Below are 25,948 nucleotides of genomic sequence, written 5' to 3' on the forward strand. Positions count from 1 at the left end.
GGGCAGATGCCACCCTCGCGCAAGCTTCAGCGGCTAGGGATAGGCTGAAGCATCGGACCGAACTGCGTTTATATCCTTGCGATCCGATGCCGCGAACCGTGCGGCGGCTTTTCCGTCGCCCTTCTCATGAAGAGACAGGACGATTTTTATGGCGCAACCACCAGTCATCTCCTTGCCCAAGGTAACCCCGAGCATGCGGGATATCGGTTTCGCCCTGGGCATCGTGGCGATCCTTTGCGTTCTGTTCCTGCCCATTCCGGTCGTTCTGGTGGATATCGGCCTGGCGTTTTCGATCGCGCTTTCGGTCCTCATCCTCATGGTGGCGCTCTGGATCCAGCGCCCGCTGGATTTCTCGTCTTTCCCGACCGTGCTGCTGATCGCCACCATGATCCGCCTGTCGCTGAACATTGCGACGACACGTGTCATCCTCTCCCACGGCAATGAGGGGCCGACGGCGGCGGGCGGCGTGATCGCCGGTTTCTCTAGCCTCGTCATGTCCGGCGACTTCGTCATCGGTCTGATCGTCTTTCTGATCCTGATCACCGTCAACTTCATCGTCATCACCAAGGGCGCGACCCGTATCGCTGAAGTCGGCGCGCGCTTCACCCTGGACGCCATCCCCGGCAAGCAGATGTCGATCGATGCGGATTTGTCCGCGGGCATTATCGATGAAAAGGAAGCGCAGCGCCGCCGCCGCGAACTGGAAGAGGAAAGCTCCTTCTTCGGTTCGATGGACGGTGCCTCGAAATTCGTACGCGGCGACGCGATTGCCGGCCTGATCATCACTGCGATCAACGTTTTCGGCGGCATCATCATCGGTTACTTCCGCCATGGCATGCCGATCGGCGAAGCGGCCGATGTCTTCGTCAAGCTTTCGGTCGGTGACGGTATCGTTTCGCAGATTCCGGCGCTTATCGTCTCGCTGGCGGCCGGCCTTCTGGTGTCGCGCGGCGGCACTGCCGGTTCCACCGACCAGGCGGTCGTCAACCAGCTGAGCGGATATCCGCGGGCGCTGATGGTCTCGGCCATGCTGATGGGCCTGCTGGCGATTATTCCGGGCCTGCCCTTCCTGCCCTTCATCATGCTGGGCGGCATCATGGCTTTCGGCAGCTGGTATATTCCGCGCCAGGCGGAAGCTGAAAGCACGCTGCGCCGCCAGGAGGAAGAAAACAAGGTTCTCCAGACCACCGAAGCCGAAAAGGATTCGGTCAAGCAGGTCCTCAAAACCTCCGAAATCGAGCTGGCCCTCGGCAAGCAGGTCTCGACCCGCCTTCTCGGCGCGCATCAGGAACTGGCTTTCCGCGTCGGCAAGATGCGCAAGAAGTTCGCGACCCAATATGGCTTTGTGGTGCCGGAAATCAAAGTCTCCGATGACATCATGATACCGGAAAAAGCCTACCAGATCCGCGTCCACGGCACGACGATCGCCTCCAGTAACCTGCGTGTTGGCGATGTTCTTGTCGTGACGGGGGCAGGGCGCAAGCCAAGCATTCCGGGCGACGAAATCCGCGAACCCGCATTCGGCATGCCAGCCGTCTCCATTCTCGAGACCTTTACCGAGGATTTGAAGCGCGAAGGCTTCCACCCGATCGACAATGTTTCGGTGGTACTGACGCATCTGAGCGAAGTCATCCGCAACAATCTTCCGCAATTGCTGTCCTATAAGGACGTCAAGATTCTCATCGACCGGCTCGATCCCGAATACAAGAAGCTGGCCGATGAAATCTGCTCGTCACATATGTCCTATTCAGGCCTGCAGGCGGTTCTGAAACTGCTGCTTGCCGAACGTGTGTCCATCCGCAACCTGCATCTCATCCTCGAAGCGGTCGCCGAACTTGCCCCGCATGTGCGCAAGACCGAGCAGATCGTCGAACATGTGCGGGTGCGCATGTCGCAGCAGCTCTGCGGCGATCTTGCCGACAATGGCGTGTTGCGTGTGCTTCGCCTCGGCAACAAATGGGATATGGTCTTCCATCAGGCGCTCAAGCGCGACCAGAAGGGTGAAATCGTCGAATTCGACATCGATCCGCGCCATCTCGAGGAGTTCTCAGAGCAGGCATCGAAAGTTATCCGTGAATTCATGGATCGCGGACTGCCCTTTGTCCTTGTCACGTCGCCGGAAACACGGTCCTATGTGCGCATGATTATCGAGCGACTCTTCGCGACCCTGCCGGTTCTTTCGCATGTGGAACTTGCCAAGGGGCTGGAGATCAAGATCTTGGGCGCCATTTCATGATAACCGACCCGCAAGGGACAATTATCGCATTGTTCCTTGCCATTTGCCGTATCGGCGCCTGTTTCATGACCATGCCGGGCTTTTCCAGTTCGCGCATTTCACCGCAGATCCGCATGTTGCTCTGCGTCGCGGTGTCCATGGCGCTCCTGCCGGTGCTGTGGGACGGAATTTATCCGAAAGTCTCCGGCTCAAGCCAGGGCACCGTCGTCGGCCTTATCTTCTCGGAAATCGCCATCGGCGCCATGTATGGGCTGATCGCACGGTTTTACACCCTCGGTTTCCAGTTCACCGGTGCGCTCATCGGCTCCTCCATCGGTTTGAGCGCTCCGGGTGGCGCGGATGTCATCGAAGACGTGCAGGAAAACCAGATATCCAACTTCATCACCTTCGGTGGTCTGCTGGTGCTGTTCATGCTGGATTTCCACCATATCGTTCTGAAGGCGCTGGTCGATTCCTACACCGCGACGCCGGTGGGCGCGCTCATCAGCGGCCAGAAGATGCTGATTACGCTCACCGACACGCTGCGGGCGTCCTTCTCCATCATGCTGCGGCTTGCCAGCCCTTTCGTGATCTACGGGTTGATGTTCAACGTCGCGGTCGGTCTCATCAACAAGCTGGCGCCACAGATACCGGTCTATTTCATCTCGACGCCCTTCGTTCTGGCGGGCGGTCTTTTCATGCTCTATTTGTCGATTGCGGCCCTCATCCGCCAGTTCGTGGATGGTTTCGGCCCGGTCTTCATCGGTTTTTGATCTGGAGAAACCATGGCTTCGGACAAGCGCTCTGCAAAACTGAAACGCCTGGTAACGGTCCAGCGCCACATGGAAAAAATGGCCGAAGTGGAACTGGCCGACACCACCCGCGTGCGAACCGAGGTGGCCCAATCCATGGACAACGTGCTTGAAGCCATGAGCTCCATGGAGCCGGTCCATCAGATGTTTTCCAAACATTATTCGGATCGTTACGGCCGCCTTGTCGTCAAGGATCGCCAGCTTGCCGGCGTGCAGCAATTGCAGGAAAACAAGGTCCTCAAGGAAAAGACCAAGGCCGACCGGCTCGAGGACAGGATGCATATTGCCCGCGATCTGGAAGACCGCGAGGCCGACGACAATGCAATCTACGATCTACTTGAAATGACGAACGCATCCCGGACACCAGCCTCCAGCAAGGTTGGCGATTCATAATCTGTCCCATTGTTGCATCGCAGGCGTTTCGAAAGAGGTCTCCGGCGATGTTTCTTGATTGAGTAAACGTGCAGGCTGCTTGCCGCGTGTTTATCAGCTCGGGAGATCGGGACGTGGCGATATCGATTATAAGCGATCTGGTGATGGATGTGGTTCGCGCTGCGGACCCCCAGGAAGTGCAGGTCGCCCAGGAAAAACTGAAGGCGAACAAGGCCGCTTTCGCCGCAACCAGCCTTGCCGATGCCGGCAAGGGCTTTGGCGCCGCTGTCGATATGCTGGATGGCGCCTCCTCGAAAGCGGGCCTTGGCGACACCAACATCCGCTCGGCCCGCACGGAAATTCCGGAAACATACCGCAAATACGAGGCTTCCGTCCTCCAGACCTTCGTTGCCAACATGCTGCCGAAAGACAGTGAAGAGGTCTATGGCAAGGGCAATGCCGGTGAGATCTGGAAAAGCATGATGGCGGAACAGTTTGCCGACACGATCTCCAGAAATGGCGGCGTCGGCATTGCGGAACAGGCTTACAAGGATGCGTTGCGGAAAGCCGAAAGCAAAGGGATTACCGACGTATCCATGAATGAAAAAGACCACAATGCTGCAATTCGGATGGTGGCGGAGTTCGAGCGGCAGGTCCTCGGCGTTTCCAATGAGAAAACGGACGAGGCTTGAAAATGAAAAATCGTAACGAGGAGACAAGCATGGACCTTATGTCGAACGACCACCGCATCAAATCCGTTCTCGGCCGTCTTGAAATGATCATCGACAATGAGAACGATAATATCGGTAAGGACCCCCAGTTCGATTTCAAGGTCTCCAATGCCCATAAAAGCCGTTGCCTTTATGAACTGACGATGCTCTTCCGCGATACGCCCCACGAGGAAATCGCTGCGGGACATCTCGATCAGGTACAGGGCATCAAGTCCAAGCTCGCGACCAATGCCAGCCGTGTCGAGGCGCATCTGAACGCGGTTCGCGCCGTTGCGGACCTGCTCAAGAACGCGATCCAGGAAGCCGATACGGACGGCACCTATTCGCAGGAACAGTTCATGTATGGTGCCGCCTCCTGATGTTGAAGCTTCTTCTCACCGGCGTCTGGGTTTGCGCCGTCACGCTCGGCGCGGTGTATTTCTCCGTCCAGATGGCGACAGCACCCGCGCCGGGGGATGAGGCGGGCGCGAAAAAGGCCAATCTGCAATTGGTCAAGGGTGAGAGCATCACCATTCCCGTCATCAATGATGGCGGGGTGAACGGTTATTTCCTCAGCCGTATTTCCCTGCGTGTCGACAAGGAAAAGATGGCGAAGATCGAACTGCCGGCCACGCAATTGATGACCGACGAATTGTTCACGCTTCTGGCGGGTTCATCCATGGTCAACATCGCCAATATTTCCACCTTCGATCCCGAGGCATTCAAGCAGCGCATTCGTGAAGGGCTGAACAAGAAGCTCGACGACGAGGTGGTCGAGGATGTGTTGATCGAGCAGCTCGACTATCTGTCGAAGGCCGACATTCGCGAGCAGAACGGCAATGGCACGCCACGCTCGGTCAAGATCGTCGAAGGCGAGAAGCCCGAGGCGGGCAAAGAAGCGGCCGCCGCCCCGAGCCATTGATACTGCGTGGGCACGCATCCCCTGCGCGCTATCATGGCGAACCTCGATCTGGTTAATCGTTCCTTGCTATTTCCCGTGACATTCGAGAGGTTGCCTTCAAGGTAACTTCAACCTGCACCTGTATAAACAGGCCTGTGAGCCGCTATCCCGCTAATGAAGCGCCGGACTGGTGGCGGTAGGCTTGGCATTCGGGGGTTGGCAAATGAATTTCGCGGCAGGTAGTGCGCAGCCGGGATCGCAACGGAATATCCACGGACTGCGCGTTTGTGATCTCGACTGGAATGGGGCGCTCGAGCTGGTCAGCGGCAGGGCTTCGGCCTGCGACGGGCATACCATGCTCTCCTTCCTCACCATTGAGAAGGCAAAGCTTTCTTCCAGGGATATTGCCTATCGGCATATTCTGGAAAGTTGCCTGCTTCTGCCGCAGGGCAAGGCGATGAATAGCGCCGCACGCGCCGAAAATGGCAGGTCTCTGCCTGTCGTCATTGATGGCGTCGCCTTCACCATGGCGCTTCTGACCTATATGGCCGTACCGAAACGGATCGGCGTTGCGGGTGACGATGCGGCACAGGTCGGAGAGGTCCTCACCAAGCTGCGCGCGCACGCGCCCTGGCATGATTTCGTGATGCTGAACCGGGATATGTCCGGTGTGAAGGTGGATGTCCTTCTGGCCGGTATGGTGCGGGAAGATCAGGAAAGGTGGCTGCACCACACTGTCAGCCGTGACGATGCGCGCGTCGCCATCGCGGTTGGCCCCTTATTCAAGGTTCTGTCATCCGAAGTGGCCGGCATGCCTGAAATCTTCCGCAAGCTGCATATGAGCTGGCTATACAGCCTTTGTGCCGAGCCCTGGCATATCGCACTCGGCAAGGGCTGAGACAGGTCGCCAAGAACGCGTTAACCATTTGTTTGCCACGATCCTTTAACCTCTCGTAAGGTTTTGACAGTCGCCCGCTGCGGGCGGCGCCCAGCGTGGCAGACGGCTTCAGATGGTTGATGACAATCCGGATATGATGGCGACACGCCCTGATGAGGATGACGTCGCTGTGCCTGCGTCGCAATGGCGCAAACATTGTCTGCGGCTTTTGACCGCCAGTTGCGTGGCCGCCGCCACCGTTGCCGGCGCAGCCCTTCCGCTGATGCTCATCGATTCCGGTTTTCGCGGTTATGTTTCGCAAGCACATGTCGAGGTCACCCAGAGCAGCTATGATGCGCCGGATTCGGCCCGCTTTCTTGCCATGGCCCGCCGTACCCTGCTTTCACCCTCCGGGCTGGACCGGGTAACCACTGACCTCAAACTCAAGCCGGCCGATATGGTCGGCGTCCGCAATCAGGGCGAGCTTGGCCTGCTTCTTGATCTCTTGACGGGGGCGGATGCACGTCCGCTTTCGCCGCGTGAAGCGCTCAACGGTGCGGTGGGCGAGGCGATCCGGCTGGAACTGACGCCGGATGAAAATACGCTGATCGTGACCGCCAAGGCCGCAACGCCGGAAGCCGCGATGCGGCTGACCGATTATCTCTCGATGCGGATCATGGCGGATGGTAAGGCTGGCACCATGACACCCGCCATGCGCGAGACGGAGAGGGCGCGGACCCGGCTAGACGAGGCGGAAGCGGCGCTGAACGGTTTCCAGATGCGCCACGGCGACACCGTCCTGTCGGAAGTGCAGCAGCTTGAACAGCAATTACGCGACGTCAATAATAGTCTTGCAGGCGCTACACAGCAGCAGCAGTCGCTTCAGGCGGATCTGGCGGCGGCCTCTGCCCTGAAACCGAATGATGTGTGGTCGAAGCCGTTGCCGACAGGGATCGCTTTTTCCGCACTCGAGGATATCAGGCAAAGACATGCCAGTGCCAGCATGGCGCTTGCCGGCGTCTCGGTCGATTATGGACCGAAGCATCCGCGCCGCATTGCCGCCCAGAATGGGGTGGATGCCGTGCAGTCGCTGGCCGCCCCGGCGCTCCGCCAGCTGGTCGACGGTTTGCGAACGGATGAAAAACGCGTTGCCCAGGAGATCGCAACAGCGACTGGCGAACGTACCAGATACCTCGATCGCCTGAACGGCCTCGGCGTCGCCCCCGGTGACCTTTCCAGGTTGCAGGGTGAGCTGGAAACGGCGAGAAGTGCCTATCTCGAGGCGAGCGAACGCCGTGATCTCGCTTCCTCCACCACGCCCGCCATTGAAACCCGTCTTGCGAAGAAGGCCGGCCCGGGCGAATTGTCGCGCGATCTGACGCAAGCTGCGATGATGGCGGGCGGCGGCGCCTTGATCGGCCTGCTGGGCAGCCTCTATCTCCTGAGCTACCGCCGCCACGACGAGGAAGAGGTGGCCGCACCGATCCTGGAAAACGACGAACAACTTCCGCTCGCCATGGAAGCGGACGAGGAATTCCGGCAGGAGCAATCCCCGCAATTTGCCGAGTTCGAGCCAATCGAGCCGGATGTGTTCCACGATCTTGAAGAACTTGCCGCAGATGGCGATGTCGAACCAGAGGATGCTTTTGCCGATTATTACGCCGGGGCGGCGAATGATGCCGATGACATCCCGCTGGACGAGCGCGTGCGGCAGGTGCTGATGGGCAATCGTAGCTTCCAGACGGCCGATCAGCCGCGACCTGAGCTTCCGTCCCTGTTGAGCGAAGCCCTTGCCGGACATTTCGATCACGAACAGGCCGAAGCCGAGGAATTGGCGGAATTGAGACGCGAGCTGGCGCTCTTGAGGGAGCGTCTCGCCGATTACGCCGATCACCGCGACGGCTACCGCAAAACAGCCTGAAAACGCCGCATTTTCGCTTGCATTCCTGCGAAGGGGGCACCATACGGAGCCTACGTAACCCAGCAGGAGCAGGACGCATGGCAGTTGTGATTGACGGGAAGGCGAAGGCGGCTTCGGTCGTGGAGGAAGTCCGCAAATCGGCAGAAGCGCTTGAGGCGGAAAAGGGTGTGAAGCCCGGCCTCGCGGTCGTCATCGTCGGCAATGACCCCGCCAGCCACGCCTATGTGAACTCCAAGAGCAAGATGGCCAAGCAATGCGGCTTCAACTCCATCCAGCACACGCTGCCGGAGGAAACCACGCAGGCCGCACTCCTGAAGCTTGTCGGCGAATTGAACGCCGATGCCTCCATCCATGGCATTCTGGTGCAGCTTCCCCTGCCGAAACACTTCAATTCCGATGAGATCATCCAGTCGATCCTGCCGGAGAAGGATGTCGACGGCCTGAGCGTGCTCAATGCCGGCAAGCTGGCAACCGGCGATCTCGCCACTGGCCTCATCTCCTGCACGCCCGCCGGTGCCATGCTTCTGGTGCGCGGCATTCATGGCGACGACCTTTCCGGCCTGAATGCCGTGGTCATCGGCCGCTCGAACCTGTTCGGCAAGCCGATGGGCCAGCTTCTGCTGAATGCCAATGCCACGGTGACGATGGCGCATTCACGCACAAAGGACCTCGCCACCGTCTGCAAGACGGCGGATATTCTGGTGGCGGCGGTCGGCCGTGCGGCGATGGTGAAGGGCGACTGGGTGAAATCCGGCGCGACCGTCATCGATGTCGGCATCAACCGCATTCCCGCGCCGGAAAAGGGCGAAGGTAAGTCGAAGCTGGTGGGCGATGTTGCCTTTGATGAGGCAAGCGCCGTGGCCGCCGCCATCACGCCGGTTCCCGGCGGCGTCGGCCCGATGACGATCGCCATGCTGATGGCCAACACCGTCATCGCCGCTCATCGCGCGCTGGGTCTGACCGCGCCGAAGTTTTAAGCCTGTCGCGTTCAATCGAACTACACGGCACAGGAATTTTTGTGCGCTGCCCCTTCACTTCCGTCATTCCGGCCTTGAGCCGGAATCCAGCCGACGCGCGTCTGCGTGGCGAGACGACTCTTTTCAGCCCAAGGACTTGGGCTGGCTGGATACCGGCTCAAGGCCGGTACGACGGCCGGGAGATGGAGGCCAGCCTTTACGCTTTCGGAGCCGGCCCCGTCGAAGCACGCACCACCAGTTCCGCCTTCCAGAGTTCCTGATGCGGTTCCGTCTGGTTCAGCTTGATCCGGTTGATCAGGCGCTGGCCCACGCGCACCCCCGCCGCACGGAGTGACGAGCGGGTGGTGGTGAGCGGCACGGAGAAATTATCGGGCTTCAAAAGCGGCAGCACGTCGTCATGGGCGATCAGCGAAATGTCCTTGCCGGGTTTTAACCCTCGCTGGTTCATCGAGCGGATCGCGCCGAGCGCAAGCGCGGTACTGGCGCAGAGAATGGCGGTCGGTTTTTCCGGGCGCGACAGCAAGGCTTCCATGCCGAGATAACCTTCCTCATCGGTCATGCTGCTGTGTCGCTTGTTGTTCGCATGCAATGTCAGGCCATTTGCCGAAAGCGCCTTTTCCACCCCGAGACAGCGCCGATAGGTGAAATCATAACCCTCCGGGCCATTCAGAAGCCCGATCCGCGTGTGGCCAAGCTGGAGGAGAAGCTGGGTCGCATCGCGAAAAGCGCCCTCATTGTCCACGTCGAGATAGGGATAATCCTCCTCCACGCCGACGGAGCGGCCATGCACGAGGAAGGGCAGGGAGAGCGACTGCATCATGGCGATACGCGGGTCGTTCTTCTTCATATAGGCGAGATAGATGCCATCGACGCTGCCGCTTGCGGCAAGCCCCCGCAGGGCTTCGCGTTCCTTTTCCGGCTCTGTCGGCATGATAACGAGATGAAAGCCGCTGCGCGATGCTTCTTCGCCGAGACCGCTCAGGAATTCGCCGAAATGCACGTCGGAACGATGGTGTTCGCCAATCGGCATGACAAGCCCGATGGAACCGACCTTGCCCGTCGCCAGTCGCTGTGCCGCGGCATTCGGGCGATAGCCCGTCTTTTCGGCAGCCTCCATCACGCGGCGGCGCGTTTCGGCGCTGACCTCGGGATAGCCGTTGAGCGCCCTGCTGATGGTCGTCTGCGAAATGCCCAGCAGTTGCGACAACTGTTTCAGGTTCATGTCTCTCATTTCCTCCATGCGTGCGCTCTGGAAACGGTAAAACCTCTCCCCAGGCCTCCAAAGCGCTTTAGATTTTTACCAGCCTCTGCCGCTTTTCTCAATCGAAAACGATAGCCGCCTTTCTAAATAAATATGATTATTCACGAGGCGCTGCAACGTTTCCGCAGAAAGAGCCTCTTGACTCCTTCTTGATGACAATGAGATGAATAGGCAGCCAAAGCGCTTTGATTGAGCGAGGACGCTTTGAGCCTTTTATGTGATGGGAGGTAAATCACATGCAGAAGACTCTTTTGGCGACGGCTGCTGCAATAGCGCTGCTGTCCGGTGCGGCCTTTGCCGCTGACCTGAAATTCGCGCCCGGCGGTGACGCCAAGTTCAACTGGAAAAGCTACGAGGACTTCAAGGCGGCCCATGCCGATCTGAAAGGCCAGACGCTGACGATTTTCGGCCCGTGGCGCGGTGAGGATGAGGCGCTGTTCCAGTCGGTGCTTGCCTATTTCGCCGATGCGACCGGTGTGAACGTCCGTTATTCCTCGTCGGAAAATTACGAGCAGCAGATCGTCATCGACACGCAGGCCGGTTCACCACCCAATATCGCCATCCTGCCGCAGCCCGGCCTTCTGGCCGATCTGGCCGCCAAGGGCTTCCTCGTGCCGCTCGGCGACAAGACCGCCGATTGGGTCAAGGAAAATTACGGCGCGGGCCAGTCCTGGGTCGATCTCGGCAGCTACAAGGGCAAGGACGGCAACAAGGCCTATTTCGCCTTCCCCTTCAAGGCGGACGTGAAGTCGCTCGTCTGGTACGTGCCTGAGAACTTCGAAGAAGCAGGCTACAAGGTGCCCGAGAGCATGGAAGACCTGTTCAAGCTGACGGACCAGATCGTCGCCGATGGCGGCACGCCCTGGTGCATCGGTCTCGGCTCCGGCGGCGCAACCGGCTGGCCGGCAACGGACTGGGTGGAAGACCTGATGCTGCGCACGCAGCCGCTCGACGTCTACCAGAAATGGACGACCAACGAGGTCAAATTCACCGATCCGGCCGTGGTCGGGGCGATCAACGAGTTCGGCAAATTCGCCAAGAACGAAAAATATGTCAGCGGCGGCGTCGCGGCCGTGGCCTCCACCGACTTCCGCGACAGCCCCAAGGGCCTCTTCGACATTCCGCCGAAGTGCTACCTGCACCATCAGGCGTCGTTCATTCCGTCCTTCTTCCCGGAAGGCACCAAAGTGGGCACGGATGCGGATTTCTTCTACATGCCGACTTACGCGTCCAAGCCTGACCTCGGCAAGCCGGTTCTCGGTGCCGGCACGCTGGTCACCATCACCAAGGAAGCGCCTGCCGCCAAGGCTTTCGTCGAATTCCTGCAAACGCCGATCGCCCATGAGGTCTGGATGGCGCAGTCCAGCTTCCTCACGCCCTATAAGGGCGTGAATGTCGAAACCTATGCCAATGAGCAGATGAAGCGACAGGGCGAAATCCTGACGACCGCGACAAGCTTCGGCTTCGATGGTTCCGACCTCATGCCCGGCAAGATCGGTGCCGGCGCATTCTGGACCGGCATGATCGATTTCGTCGGCGGCAAGTCCGCGGATCAGGTCGCGAGCGATATCCAGAAGGCCTGGGACGGCCTGAAGTAAAGATATCGGATCAGGCCCGGCGGTTTGCTGCCGGGCCCTTACCAACGGCGCTGCCCCGACGACCGCATAAATCAGCGCGGCGCGGAGAGGATCAAGGGAGGGAACATGGCTCAACAACTCGTTTCGGCCATCGGCGTGATGGTGGCGGGGGTCTTTGCCTGCGCTGCTTATTACTGGCTATCCGACAAGGTGCTTCAGGCGATCTTTCCGGTCCGCTCGGGAGACGTGCTTCAGGCATCCCGCAACCTCAATCGCCGCGCCGCCGTCCGGCCCTGGCTGTTCATCGGCCCGGCTTTGATCCTTCTGCTGGTCTATCTGGTCTACCCCGTCATCGCCACGCTGATCCTGTCTTTCTATGACCGGACCGGCAGCGAATTCGTCGGTCTCGCCAATTATCGCTGGGCGTTTTTCGATGCCGGTTTCCGCCAGTCGATCTTCAACAATATTCTCTGGCTCGCCGTGGTGCCGGCCGCCTGCACCTTCTTCGGTCTCGTCATCGCCGTCATGACCGATCGCATCTGGTGGGGCAACATCGCCAAATCCATCGTCTTCATGCCGATGGCGATCTCCTTCGTCGGCGCCTCCGTCATCTGGAAGTTCATCTATGAATACCGTGCCGAAGGGCAGGTGCAGATCGGCCTCTTGAACGCCATCGTCGAGTTTTTCGGCGGCAATCCTGAGGTCTGGATTTCCATGCCCTTCTGGAACAATTTCTTCCTGATGATCATCCTCATCTGGATCCAGACCGGTTTTGCCATGGTCATCCTGTCGGCGGCGCTGCGCGGCATTCCGGAAGAAACCATCGAAGCGGCCGTCATCGATGGCGCCAATGGCTGGCAGATATTCTGGAAGATCATGGTTCCGCAGATCTGGGGCACCATCGCTGTCGTCTGGACGACGATCACCATCCTCGTGCTCAAGGTCTTCGACATCGTGCTGACCATGACCAACGGTCAATGGAACACCATGGTTCTCGCCAATCTCATGTTCGACTGGATGTTCCGCGGTGGCGGCGACAGCGGCCGAAGTGCGGTCATCGCGCTCATCATCATGGCGGCCGTCACCCCCATCATGGTCTGGAACATCCGCCAGGCGAACCGCGAGATGGAGGGCCGCTGAGATGAATATTTTCAAACGCCTTCGCCGCGTCGGCCTGCCGCGCCTCATCGTCCATGCCAGCGTTCTGGTCGTCGTGCTGCTCTGGCTCCTGCCAACCCTCGGCATTCTCGTGAGCTCGCTACGCGACAAGGACCAGATCACGGTCTCCGGCTGGTGGACGGCCTTCTCCAGTTCCGAACAGACCTCGGCGGTTCGCCTCGCCGATGCTTCGGTGCAGAAGCAGGATGGCAGCCGCTATGTCATATCGGGCAATGTTTTCGAAAGCGGGCAGGGCGGCAAGGTTGCGGCCTTCGGCGTTCGCGTACAGGAACCCACGGCGTTCAAAGCCGGCGAGGCGGCCGATATCGGTGACGGCGAAACATTGCTCGTCAATACGGACGGCACCTATGAATACAGCAAGGCCACGAGCTTTGAAGGCTCTCGCGGCAAGCGCGTCTATATTTCCGTCGCGACGCCGCCCGTCTTCACGCTCGATAATTATCGCACGGTTCTGACCTCGGAAGGCATCGGCCAATCCTTTGTCAATTCGCTGACGGTGGCCGTGCCCGCAACCGTCATCCCCATCCTCATTGCCGCCTTCGCCGCCTATGCGCTGTCCTGGATGAGCTTTTCCGGCCGCAATCTGCTGATTGCCATGGTGGTGGGCCTGATCGTCGTGCCGTTGCAGATGTCGCTGATCCCGCTTCTCAGGCTCTATAATGAAATCGGCACCATCTTCGGCGTGCCGTCCAAGACCTATGCCGGCATCTGGCTGGCGCACACCGCCTTCGGCCTGCCGCTCGCCATCTATCTGCTGCGCAACTATATTTCCGGCCTGCCGAAAGAGATCATCGAAAGCGCCCGCGTGGATGGCGCAAGCGATTTTGAAATCTTCGTCAAGATCATCCTGCCGCTCTCTTTCCCGGCTCTCGCCTCCTTCGCCATCTTCCAGTTCCTGTGGACCTGGAACGACCTGCTCGTCGCCATGGTCTTCCTCGGCACGCAGAAGGACGAGCTGGTGTTGACCGGCGCCTTGAACGCGCTGCTCGGTTCGCGCGGCGGCAACTGGGAAATCCTCACCGCCTCGGCCTTCGTCACCATCGTTGTGCCGCTCTGCGTTTTCTTCGCTCTTCAACGTTATCTCGTGCGTGGCCTGCTCGCAGGCTCCGTCAAGGGAGGCTGATTATTCCATGAACGCCCATACCAGACAGGACACTTCCATGACCGCTTCGGTGACTTCCGCTTTGACGCCCAACAAGGACTGGTGGCGCGGCGCTGTTATCTATCAGATCTACCCGCGCTCCTATCAGGACTCCAATGGCGACGGCATTGGCGACCTCAAGGGCATCACCGACCGTCTGGCGCATATTGCCGCCCTCGGTGCCGATGCGATCTGGATTTCGCCCTTCTTCACCTCGCCGATGAAGGATTTCGGTTACGACGTCTCGAATTATGTCGATGTCGATCCGATGTTCGGCACGCTTGCCGATTTCGACGGGCTGATCGCGGAGGCCCATCGCCTCGGTATCCGCGTCATGATCGACCTCGTCATGTCGCATACGTCAGACCAGCATCCGTGGTTCGTGGAAAGCCGCGCCAGCCGCAGCAATCCGAAATCGAACTGGTATGTCTGGTCGGACAGCAAGCCGGACGGCACGCCGCCCAATAACTGGCTGTCGATCTTCGGGGGCTCCGCCTGGCAGTGGGATCCGACCCGCATGCAATATTACATGCACAACTTCCTGACCTCGCAGCCGGACCTCAACCTGCATAATCCGGAAGTTCAGGAAGAGCTGCTGAACATCACCCGCTTCTGGCTGAAGCGCGGCGTCGACGGTTTCCGCCTCGATACCATCAACTTCTATTTCCACGACCTTGAGCTGCGCGACAACCCGGCGCTGGCGCCGGAGCGCCGTAATGCCTCCACCGCCCCGGCGGTCAATCCCTATAATTTCCAGGAGCATCTCTACGACAAGAACCGCCCGGAAAATATCGCCTTCCTGAAGCGCTTCCGCGCGGTGCTGGACGAGTTTCCGGATATCGCCGCCGTCGGCGAGGTGGGTGATAGCCAGCGCGGTCTCGAAATCGTCGGTGAATATACCTCCGGCGATGACAAGATGCAGATGTGCTACGCCTTCGAATTCCTCGCCCCCGATGCGCTCACACCGCAGCGCGTCGCCGATGTGCAGGCGGATTTTGCGAAAGCCGCACCGGAAGGCTGGGCCTGCTGGGCCTTCTCCAACCACGATGTCGTGCGCCATGTCAGCCGCTGGGGCGAGCATGTCGAAGATAAGGACGCCTTCGCCAAGGTGCTTTCGGCGCTCTTGATGACGCAGCGTGGCTCCGTCTGCATTTATGAGGGTGAAGAACTCGGTCTCACCGAAGCGGATATTGCTTTCGAAGATTTGCAGGATCCCTACGGCATCCAGTTCTGGCCGGAATTCAAGGGCCGCGACGGTTGCCGCACGCCGATGGTGTGGGATGCCGGCCATGCGCAGGCCGGTTTCTCGACCGCCGACAAGACGTGGCTGCCCATTCCGGCCGAGCACAAGCAGCGCGCCGTCAGCGCCCAGCAGGGCAACGAGGCCTCGGTGCTGGAACATTATCGCCGCTTCCTGAGCTTCCGCAAAAAGCACCCCGCTTTTGCCAAAGGCGGCATCGAATTCCAGCCAGTTGAGGGTGAAGTGCTGAGCTACACCCGCACGCTCGGCAATGAAACCGTTCTGTGCCTCTTCAATCTGTCCGCAACGCCGGCAAAGGCCACGCTGCCGGAAGGGAACTGGGAGGTTCTCGAAGGCCACGGCTTTGCAGGCGGTCTTGAAGGCAGAAGCGTAGAACTTCCGGCATGGGGCGCATTCTTCGCCCGTTACGCCTGACAGATGAGGGAGGAACACCCATGACAAGTCTCGTTCTCAAGGATATCCGCAAATCATACGGGCAGGTGAAGGTCCTGCACGGCATCGATCTTCAGATCGAACAGGGCGAATTCATCGTTTTCGTCGGTCCCTCGGGCTGTGGAAAATCGACGCTGCTGCGCATGATCGCCGGTCTGGAGGAAATCACCGGTGGCGAGATGTATATTGACGGCCAGCTCGTCAACGAAATCCCGCCCTCCCGGCGGGGTATTGCCATGGTGTTCCAGTCCTATGCGCTTTATCCGCATATGACCGTCTATGACAACATGGCCTTCGGCATGAAGATCGCGAAAGAGAACAAGCAGGAGATCGACCGCCGCGTTCGCGCCGCGGCTGAAATCCTGCAACTGACGCAATATCTGGAGCGTCTGCCCAAGGCGCTCTCTGGCGGCCAGCGCCAGCGTGTCGCCATCGGCCGCGCCATCTGCCGCAATCCGAAAGTCTTCCTGTTCGATGAGCCCTTGTCGAACCTCGATGCGGCGCTGCGTGTCGCCACCCGCATCGAGATCGCCAAGCTCAACGAGCAGATGGCCGATACCACGATGATCTACGTCACCCACGACCAGGTGGAGGCGATGACGCTGGCGGACCGTATCGTCGTTCTGAATGCCGGTCGTGTGGAGCAGGTGGGTGCGCCGCTCGAACTTTACGAAAGGCCGGCCAATCTCTTCGTGGCGCGCTTCATCGGCTCGCCCGCCATGAACATCATCGCTGCAAAGATTACCGGAACCGGCGAGCGGACCTCCATCGAACTTGCCGGCGGCAAGGCGCTCGCGGTTTATGTTCCCACGCCCGCAACCGAAAAGGGCAAGGCGGCAAGCTTCGGTGTGCGGCCGGAAGATCTGAGCATCGTCACCGGGGACGATTATCTTTTCGAGGGAAAAGTCGCGATCGTCGAGGCGCTCGGCGAAGTGACGCTGCTTTATCTCGAAGCGCCCAAGGGGCAGGAACCGATCATCGTCAAGGTGCCGGGCATCGTTTCCGTCGGCAAGGGCGAAACCCTGCGTTTTGCCGCACCGCAGGAAAAGCTTCATCTCTTCGACGCCGACGGAAAGACCTATCGCAGGTAATTGCCATCGATACCGAAACCGAGCCCCGGAAGGCCTTCGTTCCGGGGGTTCCTCCGGCCTTTTTTGCCGTTGTGGAAAAACGTTGAAAATGTCCCGCTTCCGGTCTGTTTAAGCCTGCGCTGATATGAATTGTTAAAGACTATGGCCTAGTTTCTATCCATTGATAGAGCATGGGAGTCCGGGCGTGCAGAGCAGTGCGGGTGTCATCAGGAATAACTACCTGAGCAAGGAAGAATCCTTCATGTACGACCGCGAAAGCCGGTTTCGCATGGAAGATACCATGAATGCGGCGCGCATCGAATATACTGAAAAGGCCGTCATGCACATGGCGGCGCGGCGCTGCGACGTCATCCGCATCTCCCAGACGGAAGCCGTGCTGGCGCTGATAACGAAATACAATCTGCCCAACCAGTTCTATCTCGATATTCCCGACGCCCGTATCAGCAAAATCGGCTGCGTTCTGTTGCGCGTCAACGCCAACAACACCATCCACGTCCGCTTCCTGCGGATGCTGACGCAGAAGGAACTGGACCGCATCTTCGTGTTCAGCACGCATCCGGCGCATAGGGACCGGAAGCTGGATATCCGGTCGTTCTAAAATCAGATGATCGGCGACGGTCTTAAGAAAGCCCGCCCAAAACCGTCTGCTTCAGCTTCACATCCGGCACCTCGGTAAAGGCAAGATCGCTGCGGCCGAAATAGGATTTCTGGTTGGTGGCGGACCAGTCGTTGCAGACCAGCTTGTAGCGCTCTTTCACTTCCGGCTTTTCCGGCATGGCGTAGAGATAGTCGCCGGTGCGTGCGGCGAGCGGAATGTCGCCGTCCTGATTGCAGCGCTTGAGGATTTGGGCGAGTGCCTCGCCATCCACTTCCGCCACCATCAGCTTGCCGTCGAAACGCAGCGAGGCGTTGAAATCGTAGCGGCGAATATCGCCCTCGGGCAGGCCGGCACCAAACGAAGTGTGGCCGACGAAGCCGACATCCGCGCCGGTTTTGGCGGCGATGAGCTGCGCCACATGGCGGCCCGCCTCATCGACGGTCATTGCCTTCGCCGATTTTCCGACGATTGCCTTTTCTTCGGCCGTGAGGTGCTTTTCGAGTGTCTGTTCGATCAGCGTCTTGAGAGCGGGGGAGGCGGGAGCGCTGCGATCGATCGTGACGGTCTCGATGGCCGCAGCCTTGCCGGGAGCCGCAATCGTCGCCACCGTCATGGAGGTGCACCATGAGCCGGTATGGACATAGCGGGTAGCGCCCTGTTCATGCACGAAGTTCAGATGGTCATGGCCACCGACCAGCAGGGTGCCGTCCGGCAGCAGCGGCAGTATATCGCGGTCGGCGACAACGCCGGCATGGCTGAGAACGATGTTGGTCGCATCCGGTTTGACGATCCCAGGCAGATTGGCCTTCGCCCATTCGAACGGCTGCGGAATGTCCAGCATCTCGCGCGTGGCCTTCGGATAGGTGTTGATCGCATTGGTGGCGAGACCCGCCACAACGACCTTCCGTCCGCCGACGCTTACTTGGGCGCTGGCCGCCGCATAGGGTTTTCCGCTACGCTTGTCGATGATGTTGGAAAGCACGGTGATGCCGAGCGCCTGCGCGCGGGTGACGAAATTGGAAAGGTCGTTGTCGATGTCAGGCTCATGATTGCCGATATTGACGACGGTGGGGGCGAGTTTTGCGAGCGCCGCCAGAAATGTCCATTCGATCTCGCTGGCCGAACGGGCGGCCACGGCATTACCGATCTCGAACAGGTCGCCGTTCAGCAAGATGATATGGGGCGCCTTGTCGGCGGCGATGCGTGTTTCAACGGCCGCGAGAAGCTGGCCGATGCGCTCATAGGCCGAATGCAGGTCGGAGATGACGATTGCACGCAGCGCCACGTCCTGCGCCATCGCTGGCTTTGCAGCCACCATCAGCGGCAACAGGGCGGTGCCCGCCATAAGCTTCAGCACATCGCGGCGTTTGCTCGAGAAAATCGTCATGTCAGGCCCCATCATCCGAAACTGCACCGCCGTCCCGCGGCTGGCTGAGAAGGCCCTAAAGGGCGATCATCACAGCCGCATGACAAGTCTGACGTTTAAGACATGGGAAATAAAGCGGTTTCTGCGCCAGCTCTCGGCGATGAGAGGTGCATTCAGGCGATACCGCAAAGTGGGGTTGAAAGGCGAAAGCCGCATCCGGCCTTCGCCCTTCAAAAATCAATGGAACAGAACGCTCGCGCCCTGATCGGCCGGACCGGCATTGCGGCGGAAGGGGGCGAAAAGCTCGCGGCCCATGCCCCATTCATTGCCGGAAAGATCGGCGCGCGCCGGTTCGCGTTTCGCCAGTTCGGCGGCCGAAACGAGCACTTCCAGCGTGCCTGAGATTGCGTCCAGACGGATGATGTCGCCATCGCGGATAAGCGAGATCGGGCCGCAATCGGAAGCTTCCGGCGTGACATGGATGGCGGCCGGCACCTTGCCGGAAGCGCCGGACATGCGCCCGTCGGTCACCAGGGCCACCTTGAAGCCGCGATCCTGCAGCACGCCGAGCGGGGGTGTCAGACGGTGCAGCTCAGGCATGCCATTGGCCTTCGGTCCCTGGAAGCGGACGACGGCGATGAAGTCGCGGTTGAGCTTGCCGTCCTTGAACGCATCCTGAAGCTCCTGCTGGTCGTTGAACACGATTGCCGGCGCTTCGATGATGTGGCGCTCCGGCTTGACGGCGGAAATCTTGATGACCGATTTGCCGAGATTGCCCGTCAGCATCTTCAGACCGCCGGTCGGCTGGAACGGGGTCTCGATGCTGGAAAGCACCTTCGGGTCGTGGCTCTGCTCGGGCGAGGGCTGCCGGGTGACGGCGCCCTTTTCATCGAGCTTCGCATCCACGGTATAGGCTGAGAGACCCTGTCCGAAGACGGTGCGCACATCATCATGCACGAAGCCCTGTTTCAAAAGCTGCTTGATGAGGAAGCCCATGCCGCCGGCGGCGTGGAAGTGGTTCACATCGGCAAGACCGTTGGGGTAAACGCGGGCGAGCAGCGGCACGATGTCGGAAAGATCGGAAATATCCTGCCAGGTGAGGATAATGCCGGCGGCGCGCGCCATGGCGATCAGATGCATGGTGTGGTTGGTGGAACCGCCCGTCGCATGCAGGCCGACGACGCCGTTGACCACGGATCTTTCATCGATCATCTCGCCCGCCGGCGTGAATTCGTTGCCCTGCGCGGTAATCGCCAATGCCCGCTTCGTCGCCTCGCGCGTCAGCGCATCGCGCAGCGGCGTGCCGGGATTGATGAAGGAGGAACCGGGCATGTGGAAACCCATGATTTCCATCAGCATCTGGTTGGAATTGGCGGTGCCGTAGAAGGTGCAGGTGCCGGGGCCGTGATAGGATTTCGATTCCGCTTCCAGAAGCTCGGCGCGGCCGACCTTGCCTTCGGCATAAAGCTGGCGGATGCGGGATTTCTCGTCATTCGGCAGGCCGGATGTCATCGGGCCGGCGGGAACGAAGACGGCGGGCAGATGGCCGAAGGCGAGGGCCGCAATGACGAGGCCGGGCACGATCTTGTCGCAGACGCCGAGATAGACGGCGGCGTCGAACATGTTGTGCGACAGGCCGATGCCGGCTGCCATGGCGATGGCGTCGCGGGAAAACAGCGAAAGTTCCATGCCGGGCTGGCCTTGCGTCACGCCATCGCACATGGCGGGAACCGCGCCTGCCACCTGGGCTATGCCGCCCGCTTCTTTTGCCGCATCGCGGATGATCGCCGGGAAGGTCTCATAGGGCTGGTGCGCCGAGAGCATGTCGTTATAGGCGGTGATGATGCCCAGATTGGGAACCCTGTCGCCGGCAAGGATGTCCTTGTCGGCGGGGGAACAGACCGCAAACCCATGCGCAAGATTGCCACAGGAAAGCACGGAGCGGTGAACGCCTTTTGAGACCTGCAGCCGCAGCCGCTCGAGATAGGTCTCGCGGTAAGGCTTGGAACGTTCGACGATGCGGGCGGTGATGGCCTGAATGCGGGAATCGGCGGACATGGGCGTTCATCCTGTTCGTTGGTCGGCAACCGGCGTTCCGGGAGGTGAACGGCCGGTTGTCGTGTTTCAGTCTTCATGTCTTCGGGGCGCTTTTCGCGGGCCGCAGAGGCGGCAACCGCGTTGGCTTATGGCGCCCAGTATATATCCACGGGCGTTTCAGCGCGATTCAGCACGGCCCGGATCGGCATTTCATCCTCATCCTCGCCCGACTGTGCTTTTTCCAGCGTCGCCTTCTTGGCAGCACCTTCGATATGCAGCACCAGAAACTCGGCATCGTGCAGGCTGGAGAAGTTGAAGGTCAACCGCTCCTCTCCCGCATTCTCTGCCGCCATGGTCAAAACGCCGCGCGGTTCATCGAGGTCCAGCGCTTCGTAGAGATTGTCTCCACCGGGGAAAAACGATGCCGTGTGGCCATCCGTTCCCATGCCGAGAATGACGACATCGAAGGGATCGCAGATCGCCTCGGTCTTGACGGTCGCAAGCGTCGCGGCATCTTCCGGCGAGGCCGCCGGCTGGAACAGCGGCACGAAATAGGCCGACTTCGCCTTGTCCTGCAAAAGGTTCTCGGCAACGAGGCGGTGGTTCGAACGGTCGCTTTCCGGCGGCACGAAACGCTCGTCCACCAGCGTCACGCTGATATTGGGCCAGTCGAGATCGTGTTTGGAAAGCGCCTGAAAGAACAGCTTGGGCGTCGAACCGCCGGAGACGGCAATGCTTGCCGCGCCGCGATCCTTCGTTGCCGCATCAAGGCGTTTGGCAACCTCCGCCGAAAGAGCGGTTGCCAGTTCGGCGGCGGTGTCGAAGACGTGGATCGTTTCGCTCATCGCCAGGCCCTCAATCGGCATCGTGCCAGGTGCGGCCGTCGCGCTCGATCAGCGCGATGGAACCGCTCGGGCCCCAGGTTCCGGCAGTGTAACCCTGCACGCCCTGCGCCAGATCTTCCCAGCTCTTGAGAATGGGATCGACCCAATCCCACGCCGCTTCCACTTCGTCGCGGCGCATGAACAGCGTCTGGTTGGAGCGGATGGTGTCCATCAACAGCCGCTCATAGGCATCGGGGCTGCGCACGTTGAAGGCTTCGGCAAAGCTCATGTCCAGCGAGACCTGACGCAGGCGCATGCCGCCCGGGCCGGGGTCCTTGATGAGGAGCGACTGCTTGACGCCTTCATCCGGCTGCAGGCGAATGACCAGCTTGTTGGCTTCGATCTTGCCGGCCGCATCGTCGAAGATCGAATGCGGGATCTGCTTGAAGGTGACGACGATTTCCGAAACGCGGGTCGCGAGGCGTTTTCCCGTGCGGATGTAGAAGGGAACGCCGGCCCAGCGCCAGTTGGCGATTTCAGCCTTGATGGCGACGAAGGTTTCGGTGTTGGAAACGCCGCCTTCCAGCTCTTCCAGATAGCCCTTTACGGGACCACCGGCGGAAGCGCCGGCGCGGTACTGGCCGCGAACCGTCTGCTTTTCGACATTGCTGGTGTCGATCGGCTTCAGCGAGCGCAGAACCTTGAGCTTTTCATCACGCACGGCTTCCGCATTCATGGATGCGGGCGGCTCCATGGCGACAAGGCAAAGCAGCTGCAGGATATGGTTCTGCACCATGTCGCGCAGTGCGCCGGCCTTGTCGTAATAACCGGCGCGGCCTTCAAGACCGACCGCTTCTGCAACCGTGATCTGAACGTGGTCGATATGGGCGGAATTCCACAGCGGCTCATAAAGCGCATTGGCGAAACGCAGCGCCATCAGGTTCTGCACTGTCTCCTTGCCGAGATAGTGGTCGATACGGAAGATCTGCTCTTCCTTGAAGACGTGGCCGATCGTGTCGTTCAGTTCCTGTGCGGAAGCCAGATCGCGGCCGATCGGCTTTTCGACCACGATGCGGGTCGAGCGGGTGATGAGCTTGTGCTCGCGGATCTTGTCGGCAATATCGCCGAAAATGCCCGGCGCGACGGCCAGATAGAAGGCGCGCACGCGCTCCTTGCCCTCGTCCAGCAGCTTCTTCAGCACGTCCCAGCCATTGCTGCCCTTGGCATCAACAGGCACGTAGAAAAGCCTGTTCAGGAACACTGCAACCTGCGCGTCGTCGTATTCGCCGGCCTTCAGGTGCTCCTTCAGCGCGTCCTGCGCGAATTTGCGATATTCCTCGTGGCTCATGACTGAACGCGACGCGCCGATGATGCGTGTCGGCTCCGTGAACTGGCCTTCGACCTGGCGATGATAAAGCGCCGGCAGAAGCTTGCGCTCGGCAAGATCGCCCGTGCCGCCGAAAACGACACAATCAAAAGGTTCAACAGGAATGATCTGACTGCTCATATCGATTCTCTCGATCTTCAAAGGTTGGGGCATCAATAATCTAATCGATTTAAAAATGCCAGACTCAGTTATGTGAAATTATGAATTTTGGTGTCGCCCGACCGTTTCGTTTCGGTAACTGGCTGTAAACATTATCCTAAAACCTATCCCGCAACGCGTACCATGAAAGCGCCAGAAATAGCAGCGGCGCGCGCAACGACGCCCCGCCGGGGAAGGCGGGCACCTTCAACTGAGCGAAGGGCGCCAGCATGTCCTTTTTGCCGAGAACGAGATCGGCATAGAGCTTGCCGCAATAATTCGACAGCATCACCCCATGGCCGGAATAACCGCCGATGGAGGTGACGCCCGGCATGACCTCGCGCACGAAGACTTTGCGCGGCAGGGTAATGCCGACGGAACCGCCCCAGGAATGGGTAATTTCGACGGCCTTCAGCTCGGGATAGATTTCGGCGATCTGCCGGCGGATATGGCTGGAAATGTCACGCGGCGTATCGGCCGTATAGGCCTCGCGCCCGCCGAACAGCAGGCGGTTGTCGGCTGTCTTGCGGAAATAGCGCACCACGAAGCGGGAGTCGGCCACGGCTTCCTTGCCGGGAATGATGTCGGGATAGGCGTCGAGCGGTGCGGTGGCGCCGATAAAGGAGCGGATGGGCATGATATGGGCCGCCGTCACCGGTTCCAGTTTGCCGATATAGGCATTGGTCGCGATCAGCACCCGCGTCGCGGTGATCGTGCCCGAGGGGGTGTCGATGATTGTCTTGCCGCCCGCCTGGCGGATGGATTGCGCCGGCGTCATTTCGTAAATGCCGGCACCCGCATCTTTCGCCGCTTTTGCCAGCCCGACCAGCAGTTTCAGCGGATGGATATGGCCGGTGCCGGTATCGCGCGTGCCGCCGAAATAATGGGTGGACCCCACACGTTTGCGCGCTTCTCCGCGTTCCATGTAGGAAATATGCGGATAGCCATAACGATTATTCATCGCATCGACGCTTCTGCGATAATCGTCCTCATAGGCAGCCTTGTGCGCCACATAGAGCTGCCCCGGCAGATATTCCATGTCGATGCCGCGGCGGCTGGCGAAGTCGCGCACATAATTCTTGGCGTCCTCGGCAATATCGAACAAAAGCTTCGATTGTTCGAAGCCGATCTCGCCTTCCATCTCGTCCGGAAAGGAGCGCTGCCCGGTGCCGAATTGCCCGCCATTGCGGCCGGAAGCGCCATCGCCGAAGCGATGCGCTTCGATCAGGGCGACGGAGACGCCGTTTTCGGCGAGGTTACAGGCGGCCTGGAGGCCGGTATAACCGCCGCCGATAATGGCGACATCCGCTTCTCTCGATCCGTCGAGGGCGGGATAGTCCGGCCGCTCGCCGACCGTTGCCTGATACCAGGAAATTCCCGGCGCAATCGGGCTTTGCCATGTCATGCTGCGAACCCCTTACACGTTGAGAAGCAGGAATTCCCGCTCCCAGGGGCTGATGACCTGCATGAAGGTCTCGAACTCCCCACGTTTCAGGCCGGCATAGAGGCCGACGAATTCATGGCCGAACACCCGGTCGAACTGCTCTTCGCCTTCCAGCAGCGCGACCGCCTCAAGGAGCCCGCGCGGCAGGTCGATGGAGCCTTCATTGGCCGTATCGGCGGTGGGTTCTGTCGGCTCGATATTGTTGACGATGCCGAGCCAGCCGCAGCCGAGCGAAGCGGCAAGCGCAAGGTAAGGATTGGCGTCGGAGCTCGGCAGGCGGTTTTCGACGCGCCGCGCCTGCGGGCCGGAAATCGGCACGCGGAAGGCGGTCGTGCGGTTGTCGTAACCCCACGCATTGTTGACCGGGCAGGCCATGTCGGGCGTCAGGCGGCGATAGGAATTCACATAGGGCGCGAGCATGACGAGCGCGTTCGGCACATAACGCTGCATGCCGCCCACGAAAGCGAAGAACTCCTTGGAAGGGCCGCCATCCTTGTTGGAGAAAATATTGCGGCCGCTGTCGATCTCCACCACCGACTGGTGGATATGCATGGCCGAACCCGGCTGGCCCTGCATCGGCTTGGCCATGAAGGTGGCGTAAATGCCGTGTTTCAGCGCCGCTTCGCGGATGGTGCGCTTGAACAGGAACACCTGGTCGGCAAGTTCGATCGGATCGCCATGGCGCAGGTTGATCTCCAGCTGCGCCGGGCCTTCCTCGTGGATCAGCGTATCGATCTCGAGGCCCTGCTTTTCGGAGAAGTGGTAGATGTCGTCGATCAGCTCGTCGAATTCGTTGATGCCGGCGATGGAATAGCTCTGCCCGCCGACGATGGAGCGGCCTGACCGGCCCTTCGGCGGATGCAGCGGATAGTCCGGGTCGTCATTCATGGCGACGAGGTAAAATTCGATTTCCGGCGCGACAACCGGCTTCCAGCCCTTTTCGGTATAGAGCGACAGCACGTTTTTCAGCACGTTGCGCGGCGTATAGGGAACGAAATTGCCCTCGGCGTCAACGACGTCGCATATCACCTGCGCGGTCGGGTCGCTCTCCCACGGCACGACGGACAGGGTGGAAAGATCGGGCACCAGCTTCAGGTCGCTGTCGCGCGGCTCATAGCGGAAGTTTGCGGTCTCGTCAGGATATTCGCCTGATATCGTATGGCGGTAGAGCGCGGATGGCAAGGCAAGCGAGGTATCCCCCGTAAACTTCGCCGTCGGCATCATCTTGCCGCGCGCAACGCCGGCAAGATCGGGGGTGATGCATTCGATGTCCTCGATACCGCGCGCCCTCAGCCATTGCGCGGCTTCGCGCCAGGAGGAAACGCCACGGGTGGAGGAGAGGTCGAGGGGAGGTGTCTTTGCCATGGTTGCCTGTTTCTTCGGGCGGAGCATGGTTTTCTTCGGGGGCATGTATCACCGGGTCTGTG

General features: G+C 60.0%; 22 protein-coding genes. 15 read left to right on the top strand and 7 right to left on the bottom strand.

The features are described 5' to 3' along the window. Positions 1–148: 148 nt before the first annotated feature. The 9 genes from flhA (at position 149) to AGR13A_RS02585 (ending at position 8,785) form a co-directional block, all read left to right on the top strand. The gene (gene flhA / locus AGR13A_RS02545; RefSeq protein ID WP_035227696.1) at positions 149–2,236 is read left to right on the top strand and encodes a flagellar biosynthesis protein FlhA; all 2,088 of its coding nucleotides are present in this window, start codon (positions 149–151) and stop codon (positions 2,234–2,236) included. Next, entirely contained in the window at positions 2,233–2,988 is a 756-nt protein-coding gene (gene fliR / locus AGR13A_RS02550; RefSeq protein WP_080833488.1) for a flagellar biosynthetic protein FliR, read from the top strand. Before flhA ends, fliR begins: the two co-directional genes overlap by 4 nt. Before the next feature lie 12 nt (positions 2,989–3,000). After that, the gene (locus tag AGR13A_RS02555; RefSeq protein WP_035227694.1) at positions 3,001–3,420 is read left to right on the top strand and encodes a hypothetical protein; all 420 of its coding nucleotides are present in this window, start codon (positions 3,001–3,003) and stop codon (positions 3,418–3,420) included. A 113-nt stretch (positions 3,421–3,533) separates the two neighbouring features. Beyond that, positions 3,534–4,091: a rod-binding protein gene (locus AGR13A_RS02560; protein WP_003493914.1), complete on the top strand. Its 558-nt coding sequence runs from the start codon at positions 3,534–3,536 to the stop codon at positions 4,089–4,091. A gap of 29 nt (positions 4,092–4,120) precedes the next feature. Further along, entirely contained in the window at positions 4,121–4,489 is a 369-nt protein-coding gene (locus tag AGR13A_RS02565; protein WP_003493916.1) for a hypothetical protein, read from the top strand. Next, positions 4,489–5,031, top strand: a complete 543-nt coding sequence (locus AGR13A_RS02570) for a flagellar basal body-associated FliL family protein (RefSeq protein WP_035227693.1) — start codon at positions 4,489–4,491, stop codon at positions 5,029–5,031. Before AGR13A_RS02565 ends, AGR13A_RS02570 begins: the two co-directional genes overlap by 1 nt. 202 nt (positions 5,032–5,233) lie before the next feature. Then, complete coding sequence (locus tag AGR13A_RS02575) at positions 5,234–5,908, top strand: WecB/TagA/CpsF family glycosyltransferase (RefSeq protein ID WP_080833490.1); 675 nt, start codon at positions 5,234–5,236, stop codon at positions 5,906–5,908. A 112-nt stretch (positions 5,909–6,020) separates the two neighbouring features. Continuing rightward, positions 6,021–7,808, top strand: a complete 1,788-nt coding sequence (locus AGR13A_RS02580) for a hypothetical protein (protein WP_080833493.1) — start codon at positions 6,021–6,023, stop codon at positions 7,806–7,808. A 77-nt stretch (positions 7,809–7,885) separates the two neighbouring features. Further along, complete coding sequence (locus AGR13A_RS02585; RefSeq protein WP_080833495.1) at positions 7,886–8,785, top strand: bifunctional methylenetetrahydrofolate dehydrogenase/methenyltetrahydrofolate cyclohydrolase; 900 nt, start codon at positions 7,886–7,888, stop codon at positions 8,783–8,785. Between the two features lie 196 nt (positions 8,786–8,981). Here the strand turns inward: AGR13A_RS02585 and AGR13A_RS02590 are convergent, their stop codons facing one another. Further along, the gene (locus AGR13A_RS02590) at positions 8,982–10,007 is read right to left on the bottom strand and encodes a LacI family DNA-binding transcriptional regulator (protein WP_080833497.1); all 1,026 of its coding nucleotides are present in this window, start codon (positions 10,005–10,007) and stop codon (positions 8,982–8,984) included. A gap of 275 nt (positions 10,008–10,282) precedes the next feature. Between AGR13A_RS02590 and AGR13A_RS02595 the strand changes: the two genes are divergently transcribed. The 6 genes from AGR13A_RS02595 to AGR13A_RS02620 all read left to right on the top strand — a co-directional run bounded on the left by AGR13A_RS02595 (position 10,283) and on the right by AGR13A_RS02620 (position 17,325). Next, complete coding sequence (locus AGR13A_RS02595) at positions 10,283–11,644, top strand: ABC transporter substrate-binding protein (protein ID WP_080833499.1); 1,362 nt, start codon at positions 10,283–10,285, stop codon at positions 11,642–11,644. Positions 11,645–11,749: 105 nt separating this feature from the next. Next, a complete protein-coding gene (locus AGR13A_RS02600; RefSeq protein ID WP_004432574.1) occupies positions 11,750–12,763 on the top strand; it encodes a carbohydrate ABC transporter permease in 1,014 nt (337 codons plus the stop codon). A gap of 1 nt (position 12,764) precedes the next feature. Then, complete coding sequence (locus tag AGR13A_RS02605; RefSeq protein WP_080833501.1) at positions 12,765–13,925, top strand: carbohydrate ABC transporter permease; 1,161 nt, start codon at positions 12,765–12,767, stop codon at positions 13,923–13,925. A gap of 37 nt (positions 13,926–13,962) precedes the next feature. Then, positions 13,963–15,618, top strand: coding sequence for a beta-galactosidase BglA (bglA, locus tag AGR13A_RS02610; protein WP_080836449.1), 1,656 nt, complete (start codon positions 13,963–13,965; stop codon positions 15,616–15,618). Positions 15,619–15,638: 20 nt separating this feature from the next. Then, the gene (locus tag AGR13A_RS02615; RefSeq protein ID WP_080833503.1) at positions 15,639–16,727 is read left to right on the top strand and encodes an ABC transporter ATP-binding protein; all 1,089 of its coding nucleotides are present in this window, start codon (positions 15,639–15,641) and stop codon (positions 16,725–16,727) included. A gap of 241 nt (positions 16,728–16,968) precedes the next feature. Next, positions 16,969–17,325: a hypothetical protein gene (locus AGR13A_RS02620; protein WP_035227665.1), complete on the top strand. Its 357-nt coding sequence runs from the start codon at positions 16,969–16,971 to the stop codon at positions 17,323–17,325. 22 nt (positions 17,326–17,347) lie between these two features. Here the strand turns inward: AGR13A_RS02620 and AGR13A_RS02625 are convergent, their stop codons facing one another. From AGR13A_RS02625 to AGR13A_RS02650, 6 genes are all read right to left on the bottom strand, one after another. Then, complete coding sequence (locus AGR13A_RS02625; RefSeq protein ID WP_080836451.1) at positions 17,348–18,712, bottom strand: metallophosphoesterase; 1,365 nt, start codon at positions 18,710–18,712, stop codon at positions 17,348–17,350. 216 nt (positions 18,713–18,928) lie between these two features. After that, a complete protein-coding gene (gene edd, locus AGR13A_RS02630) occupies positions 18,929–20,749 on the bottom strand; it encodes a phosphogluconate dehydratase (RefSeq protein ID WP_035227663.1) in 1,821 nt (606 codons plus the stop codon). A gap of 125 nt (positions 20,750–20,874) precedes the next feature. Then, positions 20,875–21,573 carry a 6-phosphogluconolactonase gene (gene pgl / locus AGR13A_RS02635; RefSeq protein ID WP_020812896.1) on the bottom strand — a complete coding sequence of 233 codons (699 nt, stop codon included), beginning with the start codon at positions 21,571–21,573 and terminating at the stop codon, positions 20,875–20,877. A 10-nt stretch (positions 21,574–21,583) separates the two neighbouring features. Further along, entirely contained in the window at positions 21,584–23,059 is a 1,476-nt protein-coding gene (gene zwf, locus AGR13A_RS02640) for a glucose-6-phosphate dehydrogenase (RefSeq protein ID WP_035227660.1), read from the bottom strand. Between the two features lie 136 nt (positions 23,060–23,195). Then, on the bottom strand, positions 23,196–24,482 hold the full coding sequence (locus tag AGR13A_RS02645; RefSeq protein WP_080833504.1) for an NAD(P)/FAD-dependent oxidoreductase: 1,287 nt from the start codon (positions 24,480–24,482) through the stop codon (positions 23,196–23,198). Between the two features lie 12 nt (positions 24,483–24,494). Further along, positions 24,495–25,931 (bottom strand): glutamine synthetase family protein, encoded by a 1,437-nt coding sequence (locus tag AGR13A_RS02650; protein WP_035227656.1) that lies wholly within the window; start codon positions 25,929–25,931, stop codon positions 24,495–24,497. Between the last annotated feature and the right edge of the window lie 17 nt (positions 25,932–25,948).

This window comes from Agrobacterium genomosp. 13 str. CFBP 6927, assembly GCA_900012615.1.
Lineage (GTDB): Bacteria > Pseudomonadota > Alphaproteobacteria > Rhizobiales > Rhizobiaceae > Agrobacterium.

What these genes read in the sequence shown, in the direction of transcription:
- AGR13A_RS02590 (WP_080833497.1), bottom strand. Translation starts at nt 10,007, where the DNA reads ATGAACCTGAAACAGTTGTCGCAACTGCTGGGCATTTCGCAGACGACC.
- AGR13A_RS02595 (WP_080833499.1), top strand. Translation starts at nt 10,283, where the DNA reads ATGCAGAAGACTCTTTTGGCGACGGCTGCTGCAATAGCGCTGCTGTCC.
- AGR13A_RS02625 (WP_080836451.1), bottom strand. Translation starts at nt 18,712, where the DNA reads ATGACGATTTTCTCGAGCAAACGCCGCGATGTGCTGAAGCTTATGGCG.
- AGR13A_RS02600 (WP_004432574.1), top strand. Translation starts at nt 11,750, where the DNA reads ATGGCTCAACAACTCGTTTCGGCCATCGGCGTGATGGTGGCGGGGGTC.
- AGR13A_RS02570 (WP_035227693.1), top strand. Translation starts at nt 4,489, where the DNA reads ATGTTGAAGCTTCTTCTCACCGGCGTCTGGGTTTGCGCCGTCACGCTC.
- AGR13A_RS02605 (WP_080833501.1), top strand. Translation starts at nt 12,765, where the DNA reads ATGAATATTTTCAAACGCCTTCGCCGCGTCGGCCTGCCGCGCCTCATC.
- AGR13A_RS02575 (WP_080833490.1), top strand. Translation starts at nt 5,234, where the DNA reads ATGAATTTCGCGGCAGGTAGTGCGCAGCCGGGATCGCAACGGAATATC.
- AGR13A_RS02555 (WP_035227694.1), top strand. Translation starts at nt 3,001, where the DNA reads ATGGCTTCGGACAAGCGCTCTGCAAAACTGAAACGCCTGGTAACGGTC.
- zwf (WP_035227660.1), bottom strand. Translation starts at nt 23,059, where the DNA reads ATGAGCAGTCAGATCATTCCTGTTGAACCTTTTGATTGTGTCGTTTTC.
- bglA (WP_080836449.1), top strand. Translation starts at nt 13,963, where the DNA reads ATGACCGCTTCGGTGACTTCCGCTTTGACGCCCAACAAGGACTGGTGG.
- AGR13A_RS02645 (WP_080833504.1), bottom strand. Translation starts at nt 24,482, where the DNA reads ATGACATGGCAAAGCCCGATTGCGCCGGGAATTTCCTGGTATCAGGCA.
- fliR (WP_080833488.1), top strand. Translation starts at nt 2,233, where the DNA reads ATGATAACCGACCCGCAAGGGACAATTATCGCATTGTTCCTTGCCATT.
- pgl (WP_020812896.1), bottom strand. Translation starts at nt 21,573, where the DNA reads ATGAGCGAAACGATCCACGTCTTCGACACCGCCGCCGAACTGGCAACC.
- AGR13A_RS02565 (WP_003493916.1), top strand. Translation starts at nt 4,121, where the DNA reads ATGGACCTTATGTCGAACGACCACCGCATCAAATCCGTTCTCGGCCGT.
- edd (WP_035227663.1), bottom strand. Translation starts at nt 20,749, where the DNA reads ATGTCCGCCGATTCCCGCATTCAGGCCATCACCGCCCGCATCGTCGAA.
- AGR13A_RS02580 (WP_080833493.1), top strand. Translation starts at nt 6,021, where the DNA reads ATGGTTGATGACAATCCGGATATGATGGCGACACGCCCTGATGAGGAT.
- flhA (WP_035227696.1), top strand. Translation starts at nt 149, where the DNA reads ATGGCGCAACCACCAGTCATCTCCTTGCCCAAGGTAACCCCGAGCATG.
- AGR13A_RS02585 (WP_080833495.1), top strand. Translation starts at nt 7,886, where the DNA reads ATGGCAGTTGTGATTGACGGGAAGGCGAAGGCGGCTTCGGTCGTGGAG.
- AGR13A_RS02620 (WP_035227665.1), top strand. Translation starts at nt 16,969, where the DNA reads ATGTACGACCGCGAAAGCCGGTTTCGCATGGAAGATACCATGAATGCG.
- AGR13A_RS02615 (WP_080833503.1), top strand. Translation starts at nt 15,639, where the DNA reads ATGACAAGTCTCGTTCTCAAGGATATCCGCAAATCATACGGGCAGGTG.
- AGR13A_RS02650 (WP_035227656.1), bottom strand. Translation starts at nt 25,931, where the DNA reads ATGCCCCCGAAGAAAACCATGCTCCGCCCGAAGAAACAGGCAACCATG.